Origin of the sequence: Nocardia tenerifensis NBRC 101015, assembly GCF_000308715.1 — a bacterium.
Taxonomy (GTDB): Bacteria; Actinomycetota; Actinomycetes; order Mycobacteriales; family Mycobacteriaceae; genus Nocardia; species Nocardia tenerifensis.
This window is the reverse complement of the sequence record NZ_BAGH01000026.1, coordinates 1-16,918: the sequence shown is the minus strand read 5'-3', so window position 1 is coordinate 16,918 and position 16,918 is coordinate 1. Positions and strand designations below refer to the sequence as shown.

Annotated in this window: 13 protein-coding genes and 1 pseudogene; 5 read left to right on the top strand and 9 right to left on the bottom strand. The window is 65.9% G+C overall.

Annotated elements, in window-relative coordinates:
- Window positions 1-37: 37 nt before the first annotated feature.
- Entirely contained in the window at window positions 38-1,009 is a 972-nt protein-coding gene (locus tag ON39_RS02240; protein ID WP_246002591.1) for an NAD(P)/FAD-dependent oxidoreductase, read from the bottom strand.
- Window positions 1,010-1,115: 106 nt separating this feature from the next.
- Here ON39_RS02240 and ON39_RS02235 point away from each other — a divergent pair, with 106 nt between their 5' ends.
- Entirely contained in the window at window positions 1,116-1,658 is a 543-nt protein-coding gene (locus ON39_RS02235) for an EF-hand domain-containing protein (RefSeq protein ID WP_040730261.1), read from the top strand.
- 3 nt (window positions 1,659-1,661) lie between these two features.
- Here ON39_RS02235 and ON39_RS02230 read toward each other — a convergent pair whose 3' ends face one another.
- The 4 genes from ON39_RS02230 to ON39_RS02215 all read right to left on the bottom strand — a co-directional run bounded on the left by ON39_RS02230 (window position 1,662) and on the right by ON39_RS02215 (window position 5,996).
- Window positions 1,662-2,999 carry a cytochrome P450 gene (locus ON39_RS02230; protein ID WP_040730259.1) on the bottom strand — a complete coding sequence of 446 codons (1,338 nt, stop codon included), beginning with the start codon at window positions 2,997-2,999 and terminating at the stop codon, window positions 1,662-1,664.
- Window positions 3,000-3,030: 31 nt separating this feature from the next.
- Window positions 3,031-3,561: an SRPBCC family protein gene (locus tag ON39_RS02225; protein WP_083894203.1), complete on the bottom strand. Its 531-nt coding sequence runs from the start codon at window positions 3,559-3,561 to the stop codon at window positions 3,031-3,033.
- A gap of 158 nt (window positions 3,562-3,719) precedes the next feature.
- Window positions 3,720-4,187, bottom strand: coding sequence for an SRPBCC family protein (locus tag ON39_RS02220; RefSeq protein ID WP_040730257.1), 468 nt, complete (start codon window positions 4,185-4,187; stop codon window positions 3,720-3,722).
- A 99-nt stretch (window positions 4,188-4,286) separates the two neighbouring features.
- Window positions 4,287-5,996 carry an ABC transporter substrate-binding protein gene (locus ON39_RS02215; protein ID WP_040730255.1) on the bottom strand — a complete coding sequence of 570 codons (1,710 nt, stop codon included), beginning with the start codon at window positions 5,994-5,996 and terminating at the stop codon, window positions 4,287-4,289.
- Between the two features lie 102 nt (window positions 5,997-6,098).
- Between ON39_RS02215 and ON39_RS02210 the strand changes: the two genes are divergently transcribed.
- On the top strand, window positions 6,099-7,811 hold the full coding sequence (locus ON39_RS02210; protein ID WP_040730253.1) for an ABC transporter substrate-binding protein: 1,713 nt from the start codon (window positions 6,099-6,101) through the stop codon (window positions 7,809-7,811).
- Window positions 7,808-9,058 (top strand): hypothetical protein, encoded by a 1,251-nt coding sequence (locus tag ON39_RS02205; RefSeq protein WP_040730251.1) that lies wholly within the window; start codon window positions 7,808-7,810, stop codon window positions 9,056-9,058. The genes ON39_RS02210 and ON39_RS02205 overlap by 4 nt, the downstream gene beginning before the upstream one ends.
- Window positions 9,059-9,062: 4 nt before the next feature.
- On the opposite strand, the gene ON39_RS02200 is transcribed toward ON39_RS02205, so the two are convergent.
- The 4 genes from ON39_RS02200 to ON39_RS02185 all read right to left on the bottom strand — a co-directional run bounded on the left by ON39_RS02200 (window position 9,063) and on the right by ON39_RS02185 (window position 14,587).
- Window positions 9,063-9,701 carry an NHL repeat-containing protein gene (locus tag ON39_RS02200; RefSeq protein ID WP_040730250.1) on the bottom strand — a complete coding sequence of 213 codons (639 nt, stop codon included), beginning with the start codon at window positions 9,699-9,701 and terminating at the stop codon, window positions 9,063-9,065.
- A complete protein-coding gene (locus ON39_RS02195) occupies window positions 9,701-10,561 on the bottom strand; it encodes a class I SAM-dependent methyltransferase (RefSeq protein ID WP_040730248.1) in 861 nt (286 codons plus the stop codon). Before ON39_RS02195 ends, ON39_RS02200 begins: the two co-directional genes overlap by 1 nt.
- Before the next feature lie 132 nt (window positions 10,562-10,693).
- Window positions 10,694-11,905 carry a DUF6004 family protein gene (locus tag ON39_RS02190; RefSeq protein ID WP_246002589.1) on the bottom strand — a complete coding sequence of 404 codons (1,212 nt, stop codon included), beginning with the start codon at window positions 11,903-11,905 and terminating at the stop codon, window positions 10,694-10,696.
- 192 nt (window positions 11,906-12,097) lie between these two features.
- Window positions 12,098-14,587, bottom strand: coding sequence for an ATP-dependent Clp protease ATP-binding subunit (locus tag ON39_RS02185; RefSeq protein WP_051186216.1), 2,490 nt, complete (start codon window positions 14,585-14,587; stop codon window positions 12,098-12,100).
- A 173-nt stretch (window positions 14,588-14,760) separates the two neighbouring features.
- On the opposite strand from ON39_RS02185, the gene ON39_RS02180 reads away from it, so the two are divergent.
- Complete coding sequence (locus ON39_RS02180) at window positions 14,761-15,474, top strand: DUF899 family protein (RefSeq protein WP_040730245.1); 714 nt, start codon at window positions 14,761-14,763, stop codon at window positions 15,472-15,474.
- A 208-nt stretch (window positions 15,475-15,682) separates the two neighbouring features.
- Window positions 15,683-16,918 (top strand): annotated as a pseudogene (locus ON39_RS02175) (hypothetical protein); the annotation flags it as partial.

Here is a 16,918-nt window from a genome sequence, read left to right as displayed (position 1 = left end):
TCCTGGGTGTACGCCAGAGCCACCGGCGCCGGGCCGGCTACCGCGAGCCGGAGGTCGCGCGCCGGGCGTCGACGGCGCCGCGCACCTCCTCCGAGATCAGATCGTCGATCATCGCGACCGCGACCTCGGCGCCCATGGCCGCCGCGCCGAGCAGTTGTTTTGCGGGGTCGGCGACGTTGCCCGCGGCCCACACCTGCGGCACGGCCGTGCGGCCGGCGGCGTCGGTGGCGATGTAGTCGCCGATCCCGCTCGGGTGCGCGCTCGGCGTCAAGCCGAGCGGGGCGAGAAGGCCACTGCGCGAAGAGAATCGGGGCGCGCACACGAGCGCCTGCAACTCGACGACCTCGCCGGACCGCAGATGAACACCGGTCAGGCGATCTTCGGTGATCTGCAAGGCGTCCACCTCGCCCGGGACGATCTCGATATCGCGCGCGGTCAGCTCCTCGGTCTGCGCGTCGGACAGCGCGGGCCCGGTGTGCGGCAGGAAACGAAGCCGCGGCGACCACTGCCGGAACAGCATGGCCTGGTGCACCGACATCGCGGTCGTGGACAGCACGCCGATGACCTGATCGCGCACCTCCCAGCCGTGGCAGAACGGGCAGTGCAGCACGTCGCGGCCCCAGCGCTCGGCGAGCCCCGGCAGCTCCGGCAGATCGTCGGTGAGGCCGGTCGCGACGAGCAGGCGGCGTCCGCGCAGGGTGCCGGAGTCGACGACCTCCACCTCGACACCCTCGTCCGACGCCGACACCCCCGTCGCCACGCCGCTGACGAACTCGACACCGTACCGCGCCACCTCGGCGCGACCCGTCGACAGCACCTCCCCCGGCGGCATGCCGTCCCGTGTCAGGAACCCGTGCATGTGCGCGGCGGTCGCGTTGCGCGGCTGACCGCTGTCCACGACCACCACCGAATAGCGCGCCCGGGCGAGCATCAAAGCGGCGCTCAAGCCCGCCGCGCCACCGCCGACGATCACTACATCGCAGTGATATCCGGATTCTCGGATCGTCACTCCAGCCTCCTGTAGCAAGATAGGTATACGAGATGATAGCATTTGTTAGCTGTTCGGAGTATCAGCAGCACTCAACCATCCGTTTCGAATATACGGCGGTACAGCCATGCCCAGTGCACTGAGAACAAAGAAACTGCAAAGATTGTTCGGCGCGTACGATACCGATCAGGACGGCGTCATGAACGAGCTGGATGTCACGTCCCTGGCCCAGATGTGGTGCGACACATACGATCTCACGCCACGCTCGGAGGACTGGAACAACATCCATCGAACAGCCCACCGCATGTTCCGGGAAATGCCCGGCACCGTGGACACCGCAGGCGAAAAAAGAGTGGCGATGGACGAATGGGTGGCGTGGGGCGACCATCCGGATTTTCCGCGATTCGTCGAAACGGCCGCCATACCGTTCAGCATGGCGGTATTCGCGGCCGCGGACAAGGACGGTGACGGCCGAATTTCCGCACCGGAAATGATGGCGGCACAGATCAAGGGCGGAATGTCCGAGGAGGAGACCAACAAGGCTTTCGCCTTGTTGGACACCAACGGCGATGGTTACGTCACCTCGGACGAATACATCGATGCCCTCAGAGAATTCTATTCGAGCGACGACCCGGCCGCGCGGGGCAACCACATCGCCGGTGAACTGTAGCCGCTACCTGCGGTGCACCGTCATCGGCAGCGAGTCCACCGGCATCGTGACAGCCGGTTTGGGCCGAGGCTGGTGCCCGGGAACGGACACCAGCCGCCGGCGGGCGGCGATTGTCGCGAGCACGATGATCAACTCCGTCCAGGAGAACGTCTCCCCGATACACCCGTGGACCCCGGCGCCGAACGGCATGAACGCATTGCGCTGCACCGCGGTCAATCGATCCGGTAGCCAGCGGTCGGCGTCGAAAGTCTCTGGCTCCGCGAATATTTCGGGATTGTGCATGAGCGCGTAGAAGCTGTAGAGAATCGCCTCGCCGCCCGGTATGCGATAACCGCCGAGTTCGGTGTCCCTCGTCGTCGTCCTGGTCTGGAAGAAACCCTGGGTGCGCAGGCGCAGCGTTTCGGTGAGCACCCGGCGGGTGTATTCCAGCCGAGCGACGTCGTCGAATTCGGCCGCCCGGCCGGCGAGCACCCGATCCACCTCTTCGTGCAGCTGCCGCTCGACCTCCGGATGGGTGGCGATCTCGTGGAAGGCCCACGCCAGGGTATTGCTGATGGTGTTGCTGCCCGCGATGAAGAAGGTCAGCACCTCGTCGTGGATCTGCTGATCGCTCATGCTCGACCCGCCGTCGTCGTCTCGGGCGAGCAGCATCATCGACAGCAGGTCGCCGCGGTCCTCGCCGCTGGCGCGGTACTCCCGGATCGTCTCGTGAATGGTTCGCCGCAGATACTCCTCCGACTCCCGGTATCGGCGATTGGCCTGGGTCGGCAGCTTCGTGAGCAGGCCGGTGGTGTCGGTCATGCGCCGGAACAACCCGCCGAGCACGACGCCGGTGGCGTCCATGAATCGACGCTGATCCAGCGAGGTGCCCGGCGCGAAGATCACCTGGGTCACATTGGCCAGGGCGAGTTCGTCCATTTCCCGCTCGACCTGAAGGGTTTCCCCTACGGGCCACTCCTCCACCTTCTGCACGACCAGCGCGCTGATCAGCGAGGAGTAATGGATGATCCGGCTGCGGTGGAACGCGGGCTGCAGCAGACGACGCTGCCGTCGATGGAACTCACCGTCGGAGATTCCCAGGCCGTTACCGAACATCACGCGGAACCGTTCGGTGATCGGGCCGCCCCTGGCGAAGATGTCCGGTGCGCGCATGACCTGCCGCATCAGGTCGGCGTCGTTGATCACGTACATCGGCCTGCGGCCGAGCCGGATCACGGTCACCGGGTCGCCGGACTGCAGGGAAAGGAGCAGGTCTCCCGGGCGTCGTTTCATGTCGAGCCCGTGGCCGAGCAGCGGCATGCCGCCAGGGGTGAGCGCGGGCTGTCGAGCAATGGTGGTCATCGGTTCGCCGCCTTCTCCATCGATCCGCGCGCTACTCGTCGCCGCGCGCGGCACCGACGGCCGACGGCACGGTGGCGAGCGGCGTGCCGGTCTCCAGCAGAGCCTTGAGATTGTTCATGAGCCCCGGCCAGCCGCCGCTGCCCGGGAGCTGGCCGCTGATGGCCTGATACATGACGCTGCCGGGTTCGAATCCGTCGTGGTTCACCGTGAGCCGGACCAGTCCGTCGCCCTCGGGTTCAATCGCGAAGGTGACCATGGTGCGCGGTTCCTTCATGTACTCGGTGAGTTGCTCGTCCGACCAGCCGAAGAGCATGGCGTGCGCGGGTTGCAGTAGATGCCAGCTGTAGGAGAGCAGCCGGGGCGGGTCGGCCGCCAGCACGACCTGACCCAGATCCTGAAAATCCTCCTCCGGCATGTTCTGCCATTTCACCGGCGACCCCACCCGCCAGTCGGATTGCATGGCCACGCCGAACCAGTATCGGCGGGTGTATTCGGGTTCGGTCAAAGCCGACCAGAGCTGCTCGGGTGTCGTCGCGATGCGTGTGGTGTAGGTGAATTCCATGGTGCTGATCCTTTTTCACTTCAATGCTGCTGTGCAGCGAATCGGTTGTCGGCTGCTCAGCGCGGAGCCGAGACGCTCCGGCGCTGCGGCGGCGACCACATCGCGACGTCACCCGCTACCCGATCAATTCACCTCCTGATTCCCCGTCAGGGCGCTCGCTAGCTCGGTGGACGCTCGTCCTGCACGAGCCCGAGTGTGACGTCGTGTTCGAGGGCCGCCTTCAGTGCGGCGATCAGGTAGGCGAAGCCGGCCGTGGAATCGCGCAGGCCGTCGACCTGGGACTGCAGGTCGCCGGCGAATCCCGTCTCGGTGATATGCAGATACGTGTCGTTGTCGTACGGGGTCAACGCGAATTCGACGGTGGTCGGCTTGTCGGGGTTGTAATTGTCCCAGGTGAAACGAATTTTCCGGTCAGCGTCGAATTCCTCGACATGGATCGTGCGCTTCGCGCCGTACATTTCCCATTCCCAGGTGAGTTCGGCGCCCTGGGCCATGCGGCCGCTGCTCTTGGTGTACCAGAATTTGGACGTTATCGAGGGGTCGGCCAGGGCCTCGAAGACGTCGTGCGCCGGACGGCGGATGAGCATACCCACGTCTACGGTCGGCGGTTTGATGGTCTCTGCCATGGTGTTTCTCCTGTTCACTGAGGGTTCGATAACTCTTTCGATAGTGGTTCGGACCCACAGTAACGGCGGATGGGTGCCGTTGTGGGCCGTTCGAACCCCTCAGCCTCCCTCGAGCCACAGGTTTGTCGGATCACCATTGAGCACCGGGTAGGGCAGCCAGTTCCGCACGGTCGTGGCGTGGAACCAGTACTGGTGCGCGAACAGGACGGGCACCACCGCGGCGTCGCGCAGCACCTCGGCCTCCATCCGGCGGAAGAGCTCGCGGGCCCGCGTCTCGTCCGCCGAGGTCAGCGCGGCGTCGAGCAGCTTGTTGACCTCGGCGCTGCGATAGCGGCCGAAGTTCGCACCCCAGTCATCGTTTTCGGCCACGCCCCGGCTGTCGAACAGCGGTTGCAGGTAGGTCCTGGCGTTGTTGCCGTACCAGTCCGGCTCCCAGCCGGTGAGGGCGATGTCCCAGCTCTTGCGCGTGGCCGACGAGGAGAAGTAGTCGGCGAAGAGCTCGTTGATCGAGACGCCCACCAGCTCGACGCGGACACCGGCCCGGGCCATCGCCGCCCGCACCGCCTCGGCCGTTTCGGGGTGAATGTCGCGGTCGCGGAACACCAATCGCAGTGTGAGCCCGTCCGGGTACCCGGCGTCGGCGAGCAGGCGCCGCGCCCGCTCCGGATCGCCGCGGCCGCCTTCGGTGGCGTACGGCCGATACTCGCGGTGCGCGGTGCACAGCGGCGGCAGGATCTGGTCGGCGATGTCGTTCAGCCTGGGGCCGCCCCACACTCGCGACACCGCGGCCTTGTCCACCGCGTACTGCAACGCGACGCGAACCTCGCGGCTCGCCATGACCGGGCTGGCGAAATTGATCAGGATATAGGGACTGAACAATCCGGCGGGGTAGACCTCCAGCCGCGGATCGCGGGTCTCGAGCAGATCCGGCAGTTCCTCGGTGAGCGGTTGGATGTCCCACAGCATGTCGGCCGCGCCGGTGGCGACCATGTCGTGGGCCGCGCGCTCGGACAGCCCCTCGCGAATGTCGATGGCGTCCACGTAGGCGGCGCGCAGACGATCGGACCTCGGTTCCCACGCCGGATTTCGTTCGAGCAGGATCCGTTCTCCCGGAACGTAATTCACCACCCGGTAGGGGCCGTTCGAGGCGAGGACCCGGTTGAACTCGGGGCTTCCCGGGACGACATCGAGGTACTCGATCGGCGCGGGGGTGGCGAACGGCACCGCGAGCATGTTCAAGAAGTCGGAGGCCGGATGCCGGGTGGTGAAGATGATCTCCCGGTCCCCCACCGCGCGCACACCGCGAATCTCGGTGTGCTCCAGTCGATCCGCGAGCGCGTCGAGTGGCGTGTCCGCCACCGCGTCGCGGAACTCGAGCAGTCCGTCGATCGTGCTGAGGTAGTAGGCCAGGCCGGGACTGCTCGCGAGCGGGTGGGCCAGTCGCTTGATCCCGCGGACGACGTCACCGGCGACCAGCGGACGGATGCCCGACGAGGTGTGCCATCGGAGGTCCTCGGCGAGGGTGAACCGGTACCGTGTGCCGCTCGCGTCGATCCCGCCGTTCGCCTGCGTCGGCACCTCGATCGCCAAGTCCGGCAGGATCTTTCCGGCTGCCGCGCGATCGCGGCTCGCGACGTAACCGACCAGCTGCCGGGTGTAGCCGCGGACGATGCCGCGGGTGGCCGTGTGATAGGCCAGCGCCGGGTCGAGATGGTCGACGTCGCCGGCCCCGACCATGGTCAGCGTGCCGCCGCGCCGAGGCGTCCGGTACTCGGTAGAGCCAGCAGCTCGAGTGGTTGTTTCTCCCACTGCCGCACCGCCTTTCCGCAATCGCCCCCAAGTATACTTCCCTTATATATAGTGATCTAGAGGAACTTTCGGCGCGGCCCGGGATATCAGGAGGTCGGAGCAATGAGCGGTGATCAGCCACGGTACGGCGGCACGCTGCGCCTGTACGGGCCGGGAAGTATGGACCATGTGGACCCGGCGAGCTCCTACTACATGCTGTCCGGGCAGATCATCAGGTTGTTCACCCGACAGCTGTTCACCTATCGCCCGGTCGCGCACCTGCGCGACTGGAGCCAGGTGACGCCGGTGCCCGATATCGCGCTCGAGATCCCCACGGTCGACAACGGCGGCCTCAGCCGCGACCATCTGACCTACACCGTTCACCTGCGCCCCGGAGTCCGTTGGGACACCACGCCGCCGCGCGAGGTGACCGCGCACGACTTCGTCCGCGGGTTCAAGCGCATGTGCAACCCCGTGCTCCGGGCCGGCGCGATCCACTACTACACCAGCACGATCAAAGGAGTCGCCGAATACTGCGACGACTACGCGGCCGCGGTCCCCCACCGGAATCCGACGGCCGCCGAGCTGGCGCGGTTCCAGAACTCCCGTGAGATCCCAGGGATCACCGCGGTCGACGACCGGACCCTGGTGTTCGAGTTGACAAGGCCCGCACTCGATTTCCTCCACATCATCTCGATGATGTTCGCCTCGCCCGCCCCGGCGGAGTATGACGAGTACGTCCCCGACAGCCCGGAGTTCCGTCGCAACGTCCGGTCGCTGGGGCCCTACCGCCTGACCTATTACCGGCACGGCGAGGAACTGCGCATGGCGCGAAACCCGGTGTGGTGCCAGGACACCGATCCGGTACGGCACCAGTATCTGGACGGTGTCGAGGTCATCATGGAGAAGGCGACGCCGGAGCAGGTCGGGCAGCGGATCAGGGGCGGGCACGCGGACCTGTCTTGGGCGTCCCCGGTCACCGAGGCGTACGAGGAGAACCCCACCGACCCGGGCAACAACCTCGGCTACGCGTTGAACCCCTACGTCGTGTTCAACACGGTCAGCCCGAACGCCGGCGGCGCCATGGGCAAAGCCGAAGTGCGCCAGGCAATCTCCTACGCGATCAACAAGTCGGCCATGGTCGACATCTTCGACAAGCTCAGCGTCGGCACGGTGATGTGGCCCGCCCACTCCGCCATCCCGCCGGGCAATTACGGCTACGAGGACTTCGATCTCTATGCGACACAGGGCGATCGCGGCGATCCGGAGAAGGCGCGTGCCCTGCTCGCCGCCGCGGGCTATCCGGACGGGCTGACGTTGACGGTCGTGCATCGTGACGTGGACGCGAACCCCGAGGTCGCCGACTCACTGACCACCGACCTCGCGAAGATCGGCATCACGCTGCGTTCGGTCGCCCTCGGCCACGCCGACTACTACCCCTTCCTCCGGGACCCGGCCAACGCGCGGGCCGGCGCGTGGGACATGTCGACACCGGCGTGGACCCCGGATTGGTTCGGCAACAACGGGCGCGCCTTCCTGCAACCGATGTTGCAGACCAACGAGGTTCGCGGCACCGGCAACTACGGGTGCTACAGCAACCCCGACGTCGACCGCATGATCGACCAGGCCCTCTCGGCGACCGACCCGGCCGACGCGCACTCGGCGTGGCACGCGGTCGATCTGCAGGTGATGCGGGACGCGGCCATCGTGCCGATCCTGGTGCACGCGCCGACCATCCCGCACATCCGGGGCGCGCGGGTGCGCAACGCGATCGCCATGCCCACCATCGATCGCTGGTTCGACCTGTCCGACCTCTGGCTCGACACCGGCGAATGAGCGTCCCCGAGCCCGACCGGCCTTACGAGCCGGTGGTCCGCGAGTATCTGCTGCTGGGACTGCGCCTCGGCAAACTCGTCGACGGCTTCGTGGACTGCTGGTTCGGCGATGTGCGGCTCTCGTCCCAGGTGGACGCGGAGCCGCCCGCCGACCCCACCGAGCTGGCTCGGCACGCGGCCCGGCTGCGGGGCGAACTCGCCGACTCGGGCCTGCCCGAGTCGCGACAGCGGTATCTGTCGGCACAACTCACCGCGCTGGAGTGCGTGGGAAAACGGTTGGCGGGCGCGGACATTCCCTTCTTGGACGAGATCCGGCACTACTTCGATGTGGAGATCACCCTCGGGGAACCCGAGTGCTACGCCGACGCGCAGGACGCGATCGCCGAACTGCTACCGGGCAGCGGCGGCATGCAGGAGCGGCTCGACGCGTACTACGAGCGCAACGCCATTCCGCCGGCCCGCCTGCAACAGGCCGTCCAGGCCGTCTCCGACGAACTGCGGTCGCTGGTCCAGCCGCTGTTCGGCTTGCCGGCCGGCGAGCGCGTCGAGTACGAGGTGGTGCACGGCAAGCCCTGGAACGCCTTCAACCGGTATCTGGGCGACTTCCGCTCGAAGGTCGTGCTCAACGACGAGGCCGGGCGCGCGATCGCGGCCCTGCCGATACTCGTGACCCACGAGTCCTACCCCGGCCACCACACCGAGCACTGCCTCGAGGAGGCCGGGCTCATTCGGGAGCGGGGACACACCGAGCGGCTCATCTCGCTGGTGAACACCCCGCAGTGCCTGATCTCGGAGGGCACGGCCGAGCTCGCGCACGTGGCCGTCCTGGGTTCGGGGTGGGGCGAATGGACCGCGGAAATACTTGCCGCGCAAGAGATTCACAGCGACGGCGAGTTGGTCGAGCGAGTGCGTACGCTGCTTCAACGGCTCCTGCCCGCACGCCAGGACGCGGCGATCATGCTGCACGACCGCGGGGCCGACGTCGACGACGTCACCGCGTATCTCCAACGGTGGCTGCTGCTTCCGCCCGACCGGGCCCAGCACATGGTGAGCTTCCTGACCGACCCGCTGTGGCGGGCGTACACGGTCACCTATATCGAGGGAGCGCGGTTGGTCGGCGCGTGGTTGGACGCGAGGCCGGCGAACCAGCCTGTCGCCGAACGCTATCGGACGCTACTGCGGAACCCGTTGCTGCCCAGCGATCTTCAGCGAGATCTGCGGCACGATCTCGACGCGACGAGAGCGTGACCGGCTACTGGGCACTGATGCCGGGCACCATGATCGCCCGCAATTGCAGGGTGGTGTGATCGCAGTACCAGATCCGGCTGCCGTCCCAGGTCAGCCCGGTCGGATTGCCGGCGACATGGTATGAGGCGACCTCGCGGCGGGTCTCCAGACTGACGAGATTGATGTGGGCGCCGTGGTAGTCGGCGTAGGCGAGGTAGTTGTCGGAGACGGTGACGCCCGCGGGCCGCGCGTGCACGGGAATGGCGTCGACCAGCGCGAGCCCCTCGGTCGTGCGCAGATCGATCACCTTTCGATCCTCGTAGCCGACCCACACCCCGTGCTGGGTCGCCTCGATCCCCGACAACACCTCTCCCGGACGGGGATTCGGCAACTCGGTGATCGTGTCGCCGGTCGCCGGATCGATCACGCGCAGCACGCGGTCGTCGCCGACGACCTGGATCAGATGCCCGCCCATCGTGGTCAGGTCGGACCGGACCGCCGCGCACGGAATCCGGTGTTGCACAGCGCCTGTGGCCGGGTCGATCGCGATGATCTGGTTGAGCACGCCCTCGGAGAACCAGAGCAGGTCCCCCGACCACGTCAGGCCGCACAGTTTCAGCGCCCGCACGGGGATGTCGCGCACCGTTCCGACGGAGATCGGCATCACCGATCACCTCCCCGGGCGATAGCGCAGTCCAGCCGCCAGTCGGTGACCACCCGGGACCTGGCGGAGCCGGACGGGCGGTGCACCGTCACCCGGACCTCGTCGCCGTCGGCCACCCGGGTGTGGCGCAGCGGCCAGATCCACACCGCCCAGTTACACCCTTGATAGGAAGGGAAATTCGACAGGGAGACGCCGTCCGCGAGGTCGGCGGTGAAGAACCCCATGACGGCCTGCAGGTCGCCGGCCCGCGTGATGGGCAGGCTCATGCGGTCCGTCATCGGCACGGCGTCGCTGAGCAGCAGCGGTTCGCGTTGGAAGAAGTGCAGCTGGGCGTGTGGCTCGGCGAATTCCTGCACGGCGTCCAGGCGGAAGCCGTGAAAATCCTGCCCCCACATGCCCCAGCCCTCGCCGTCGAATTGGATGGCGGCCAGCGTGGTGGTCAGCCCGCGCGGGATGATCCGGCCGTCCGGGCGCAGGTTCTTGCGCGCGACGCTGTCCAGCACCCGCATCATGTTCTCCTCGGGGCCGAGATTGCCCATCATCTCCGAGACGATGACGTCGGCCCGGCGCGGCAGTTTGACCGCGCGCGCGTCACCCTGGATCAGGGTGATCTGTTCTTTCAGATCGTTTGTGGCGACGATCCTTTCGGCCACCGCGGCCATGTCCGGATCCGCCTCGATCGCGTAGACGTGCTCGGCGCCGTGTTTCAGCGCGAGCAGCGACAGCGCCAAAGTTCCCGCACCGACGTCGATCACGACCGAGCCGGGCTCGACGGCCTGCTTCAGCGCCTGATCGTAGGCGTTCATCCTCGGCCGGTCGGAAAGCATCACCTGATGCATGAGAAGGACCAACGGATCCACAACGCCTCCCTCCGGCGCTGGTCCCTTCCGCGCAATGCGGTAAGGGACCAGCAGGGCTGAATTATCGCTATTGATAAGGGAACTCATCCGAGCGGCCGACGTCAAGCGACGGCCGCCCGGACAAGCACCGCCTTACACGTTGACGGCGGCGTGCTCGCCGACGAACGAATCGCGCATCACCAGGTTGATGCCCGTCAGCCTGGCCTTGACCTCGTCCGCCGTGGTGACCAGCGCGGTGTCCGTGCCGTTCATCTGGAGCTCGGTCCCCGTGGCCTCCATGCTGCCCAGCTTGCCGAACACGTGCACCGGGTTCGTCGCGTACAGCGTCACGTCGGGCGTGACCAGCTCGAACTCGGTGTCGATGTGCAGCTCGCTGGGGTAGCGGATGCGGCTCAGGCTGTCTTCGGTGCCCTCGCCGAGCGTGCCGCCCGACACCCGCGGGAAGCTCACCCGCAGCATCACGCGACCGCCGAGTTCGGCGCAGTGGCCCGAGATCGCGACGCGCGAGATCTGGGCCAGCACACCGGTGCCCTCGTCGTGCTTCTCCGGTCCGAACAGCAGGATCTCCGTGCCTGCCGCGTTCTTGTAGTCACCGGCCAGGTCGACGGTCACCTCCTTGCCGCCCACCTCCAGCTTGGCCTGGCCCTCCAACGAGACCTGCATGATCATCGACGGATCGACCAGCATGGAGATGCACGGGCCGGCGCTGGGCATGAAGAACATGCTCGGCGTGATGCCCACCGGCTCGTTGTCCTCGTTGGCGGGGTACCACGCCTCGGGCAGGGTGGTTCCCTTGACCACATTCGGCCCCACGATGACATCGAACGGACCGTCGCCCCGCGGCTTGCCGAGGTACGGGCCGGTCAATGGCTTCTTGAACGGCGGAATATGGTCGACGACACCGTAGATGTCGATCACGTTGCGGTGAGCCAACCGCAGCGTGCTGGACTCCAGGATGCCGAACCGGCGAATGTTGAACTCCGCGGGGAAGTTCTTGCCGGGCGTGATCTGCCGTACGTGACCCGTGTTGGGCAGGAACGGATTGGACAGCACCTGGATGCGGTCGTCCAACTCGTAGCTGAATCCCTTGATGCCGACCTCGGGGGCCGAGATCAACTCGGTTTCGAACTCCGCGTAGCCCTTTTCGTCGACGCGGTGCTCGAAGCCGGGCATGGGCCACTTGTTCAGCTGGACGAAGCCGGAGAGGTTGATGGTCTCCTTCCGGGCCGCATAGTAGTCCTCACCGAACGCCACGGTCGCGGCGGCGAGGATGTGCGGACGGATCGGCTTCGGCTCTAAGTTCAGTGACTCGTATGTCTCTTTGATGGCGCTCAATCCAGACACCTCCAGCGTCTGTCTACTAGTTGGAACGATCTAAATAACTATATGTTTTTGTACTTATCTAGGTCAATGATGCGAGCACTATCAATAGGCGAAAGAATCAAGATTAATTTCGCGCTCGGGTGCGGACGTTTCTACTGATCGCATGTCGAAGCCGCGCAACACGTTTCGTGTCGCGCGGCGGGTTCCGCGGAATCAGGTCAGTGAAATCTCCCGGCTTTTCACTCGGAATACGAAGGTCGCCGTGTCCGCGTCGGGATCGTCGCCGTCCCAGCCTTCGACGTCGATGTAGACGGTTTGTCCGGGGCCGATCTCGCCGAAGAGGATTTTCTCCGAGAGTTGGTCTTCGATCTCGCGTTGGATGGTGCGCCGTAGCGGGCGCGCGCCGAGGACGGGGTCGAAGCCGCGTTTGGCCAGCAGGGCTTTGCCTTGCTCGGACAGCTCCATCGACATGTCCTTGTTCTTCAACTGCACCCCGACCCGGCCGATCATCAGATCGACCATTTGCACGATCTGTTCGGTGGTGAGCTGGTGGAACACGATCACATCGTCGATGCGGTTGAGGAACTCGGGCCGGAAATGCTTCTTGAGCTCGTCGTTGACCTTGAGCTTCATCCGCTCGTAGTTCGAACCCTGAATGTTGGACTGGGAGAATCCGAGCCCGACGGCTTTGGAGATGTCGGAGGTACCCAGGTTCGAGGTGAAGATCAGCACCGTGTTCTTGAAATCCACCGTCCGGCCCTGACCGTCGGTGAGCCGGCCGTCCTCGAGGACCTGCAACAACGTGTTGTAGATCTCCTGATGGGCCTTCTCGATCTCGTCGAACAACACCACCGAGAACGGCTTACGCCGCACCTTCTCGGTCAGCTGACCACCCTCCTCATACCCCACATACCCCGGAGGAGCACCGAACAGCCGCGACGCGGTGAACCGGTCATGGAACTCACCCATGTCGATCTGGATCAACGCGTCATCATCACCGAAGAGGAAGTTCGCCAGCGACTTGGCCAGCTCGGTCTTCCCCACACCCGACGGACCGGCGAAGATGAACGACCCCGAGGGACGCTTCGGATCCTTCAACCCCGCACGAGTACGGCGGATCGCCTTGGACACGGCCTTGACCGCGTCTTCCTGGCCGATGATCCGCTTGTGCAGCTCATCCTCCATCCGCAGCAACCGAGTCGTTTCCTCCTCGGTCAGCTTGAACACCGGGATACCGGTCCAGTTGGCCAGCACCTCAGCGATCTGCTCGTCATCGACCTCCGCGACGACATCGAGATCTCCGGAACGCCACTGCTTTTCCCGCTCCGCGCGTTTGGCCACGAGCTGCTTTTCCTTATCCCGCAGGCGGGCGGCCTTCTCGAAATCCTGGGCGTCGATCGCGGACTCTTTCTCCCGGCGCGCGTCAGCGATCTTGTCGTCGAACTCCCGCAGATCCGGCGGAGCGGTCATCCGACGGATCCGCATCCGCGCACCCGCCTCATCGATAAGGTCGATCGCCTTGTCCGGCAGGAACCGGTCATTGATGTAGCGGTCGGCCAACGTGGCCGCGGCCACCAGCGCACCATCGGTGATCGACACCCGATGATGAGCCTCATACCGATCCCGCAGACCTTTGAGGATGTTGATGGTGTGCTCGACGGTCGGCTCACCCACCTGCACCGGCTGGAACCGCCGCTCCAACGCGGCGTCCTTCTCGATGTATTTGCGGTACTCATCCAGGGTCGTCGCGCCGATGGTCTGCAGCTCGCCACGGGCGAGTTTCGGCTTCAAAATCGAGGCTGCGTCGATCGCGCCCTCGGCGGCACCCGCACCGACGAGGGTGTGCAGCTCGTCGATGAACAAGATGATGTCCCCGCGAGTGTTGATCTCCTTGAGGACCTTCTTCAACCGCTCCTCGAAATCACCCCGATACCGGCTACCGGCGACCAAAGATCCCAGGTCGAGGGTGTAGAGCTGCTTGTCCTTCAACGTCTCCGGCACTTCACCGTTGACGATCGCCTGCGCCAAGCCCTCCACCACAGCGGTCTTACCGACACCGGGCTCACCGATCAACACCGGGTTGTTCTTGGTGCGCCGGCTCAACACCTGCATCACCCGCTCGATCTCCTTCGAGCGCCCGATCACCGGATCCAGCTTGCCCTCCAAAGCCGCCTGGGTCAGGTTACGGCCGAACTGATCGAGCACCAGCGACGTCGACGGAGTACCCGCCTCACCACGCGAACCCGACTCCACCGGCTCCTTGCCCTGATACCCCGACAGCAACTGGATCACCTGCTGACGCACCCGGTTCAAATCAGCGCCCAGCTTCACCAGAACCTGCGCGGCCACACCCTCACCCTCACGGATGAGCCCCAGCAGAATGTGCTCGGTACCGATGTAGTTATGGCCCAGCTGCAACGCCTCACGCAGACTCAGCTCCAAAACCTTCTTCGCCCGAGGCGTGAACGGAATATGACCCGACGGAGCCTGCTGGCCCTGCCCGATGATCTCCTCCACCTGGGAACGCACGCCCTCCAACGAAATCCCGAGCGACTCCAACGACTTGGCCGCGACACCCTCACCCTCATGAATCAGCCCCAGCAGGATGTGCTCGGTACCGATGTAGTTGTGGTTGAGCATCCGGGCCTCTTCCTGGGCCAGGACAACGACACGCCTCGCGCGGTCGGTGAACCTCTCGAACATGGGCGCTCCTCACCACCATGAAGATAGGTATAGAAATCTATAGTAACTGTGAACGAGGCGGAGGCATAGCCCGGGTTCGCACCTGTCCTCTCAGTCCTCTTGACTCTCTTGGCAATTGCTCTACCTTGAGCAGGGGCACGCTCACTATCCGAAACCGAAGGAGAGCACCCGTCATGGGCGAAGTGGATGCCGCGGCGATGGAACCGATGTGGCCCGAGGGCGCGAGCGAGGAGTACGTCGCGGCCCGGATCGGACTCGCGAAGGCCGAGCGTACGTTGCGCGATCAGATCGAGGAGGTGGCCGCCGCGCGCCGGCGGATGCCCGCCGGGCTCGTCCTCGACGACTACACCTTCGCCGAAGGCCCGGCCGACCTCGGCAGGCCCGAACCGTTCCGCACCACGAGACTGCGCGAGCTATTCGGGCAGCACGACACACTTGTGGTCTACCACTTGATGTTTCATCCCGACGACGACGAGGCCTGCCCCATGTGCTCGCTGTGGGTCGACGGTTTCCAGGGCGTCGCGCACCACCTCGGCCAGCGCACGAGCTTCGCCGTCATCGCCAAGGCTCCCCTGCCGAAGCTACGAGCGTGGGCCCTGCGACGCGGATGGGACGGCCTGCGCCTGCTCTCCAGCCACGACACCACCTTCAACGCCGACCTGCACGCCGAGCGCCCCAACGGCGACCAGCGCCCGATGATCAGCGTCTTCACCACCGAGGGCGACCAGGTCCGCCACTTCTACACCCTGCCCGCCAACTTCCTCGACGACGCCCAGCGCGGCATCGACCAACTCTCCCCCGTCTGGAACATCCTCGACCTACTGCCGTCCGGCCGAGGCGACTGGTACGCCGAGAACCACTACGCCGGCCGGGATCGCCGAGCCTGAGCCCGTCTCCAACTACAGGCCCCGCGCCGGATGTCGTCTCCGGTGCGGAGCCTCACGCATGGGCGGTGGTACGGACTTCAACTAATCGTGCATATGGCAACTGTTGCAGACTGCCACTATCCGGTAGGGTCTCGCACTCGTGGTGGCAACTGCGGTCGCGGACTCGCGCGAAGAGACGTACAGGTGGGCAGCCGTCACCGCGTTCGGCGTGGTCGTCGGCTATGCGGCGGTGCTGCTGGCGAATGCGCGGCACTTCTACACCGACGACACCGAGTCTCAGTACGCCGCACTGTGGGTGATGCTCGGGCGGCGGCTGCGCGAGGGTCATTTTCCGGCGCTGGTGCCGTGGGAGTGGATGTCGGGCAACTACGCGATGGAGGAGGCGGGGCTGTACAACCCGCCGCAGTTGCTCATCGACCTGATCGCGCCGTCGGTGGACAACCTCGCGGTCTACGCGACCGTCGTCAAGCTGATCTTCTCGATCATCGCCGCGCTCGGGGTGTTCCGGATCTGCCGCGAGTACGGGGCACGGTCGCACTGGGCGGCGGTGGCCGGGATCGGCTTCACGCTCAGCGGATGGTTTCTGTTCTTCGACGAATCGAGCTGGGCGACCTCGCTGACGGGCACCGCGTGGCTCGTGCACGCCTGGGCTTCGGCGGTCCGGTACGCGCGGGGTCGTAGCGGGCCGGTGCCCACCTTCGTGTTCTTGTACCTGGCGATCTCGGTCCAATACATCTTTCCCGCAGTGGAATCGGCGTTGGTGATCGCCGCGGTCGCGGCCGGCGAGGTCGTCTACCAGCGGCGGTGGCGGCCATCGATGCGGCTGCTGCTGACCGCGGGGTGCGCGGGCCTGGTGGGACTCGAGACCTATCTGCCCGCGATGCTGTCCTCGGCGACGACCTGGCGCGGCAACGAGCGGGTCCTCAACGATCCGTTCCTGACGGTGCCGTGGTCGGAGTCGCTGAACGCGAGCCTGCCGAGCACGGTGCCCGCGTTCACCGGGTGGTGGGGCTACGTCCAGCCGCTGCCCATGGTGTACATCGCCTGGTTCTTGATTCCGGCTCTGGCGTTCATAGATTGGTCCGCGGCGCGGCGATCGGCCCGAGAGCTCAGCGGCGCCGGGCTGTTCGCGGCCGCGGTGCTGATGTGGACGGCGGGCCCGGGGCGCATCGGACCGCTGCGCTGGCCCGCGCGGGTATTGCCCATGGTCGCGCTCGCACTGCTGGTGCTGGTGTGTGTATTGCTCAGTCGCTACGGCACTTTCACTCGCGCGCGGAGCCGGGCCGCGGCCGCCGCGGTGTTGATCGGGCTGTTGTTCGTGCGCTCGTTCTCCGCCGATCCGCATCATCTGACCCGGCACGTCATCGCGGTCGCGGCCGTGGTCGCGCGTCGGAACGGTCGCGGTGTGGCTCGGCCGCACCCGAGGCCCGGCGGCGGCGTGCCT

Excerpts from the sequence above, each read along its gene's own strand:
- ON39_RS02235 (WP_040730261.1), top strand. The coding sequence starts at position 1,116 with ATGCCCAGTGCACTGAGAACAAAGAAACTGCAAAGATTGTTCGGCGCG.
- ON39_RS02230 (WP_040730259.1), bottom strand. The coding sequence starts at position 2,999 with ATGACCACCATTGCTCGACAGCCCGCGCTCACCCCTGGCGGCATGCCG.
- ON39_RS02225 (WP_083894203.1), bottom strand. The coding sequence starts at position 3,561 with ATGGAATTCACCTACACCACACGCATCGCGACGACACCCGAGCAGCTC.
- ON39_RS02220 (WP_040730257.1), bottom strand. The coding sequence starts at position 4,187 with ATGGCAGAGACCATCAAACCGCCGACCGTAGACGTGGGTATGCTCATC.
- ON39_RS02210 (WP_040730253.1), top strand. The coding sequence starts at position 6,099 with ATGAGCGGTGATCAGCCACGGTACGGCGGCACGCTGCGCCTGTACGGG.
- ON39_RS02205 (WP_040730251.1), top strand. The coding sequence starts at position 7,808 with ATGAGCGTCCCCGAGCCCGACCGGCCTTACGAGCCGGTGGTCCGCGAG.
- ON39_RS02200 (WP_040730250.1), bottom strand. The coding sequence starts at position 9,701 with ATGCCGATCTCCGTCGGAACGGTGCGCGACATCCCCGTGCGGGCGCTG.
- ON39_RS02185 (WP_051186216.1), bottom strand. The coding sequence starts at position 14,587 with ATGTTCGAGAGGTTCACCGACCGCGCGAGGCGTGTCGTTGTCCTGGCC.
- ON39_RS02180 (WP_040730245.1), top strand. The coding sequence starts at position 14,761 with ATGGGCGAAGTGGATGCCGCGGCGATGGAACCGATGTGGCCCGAGGGC.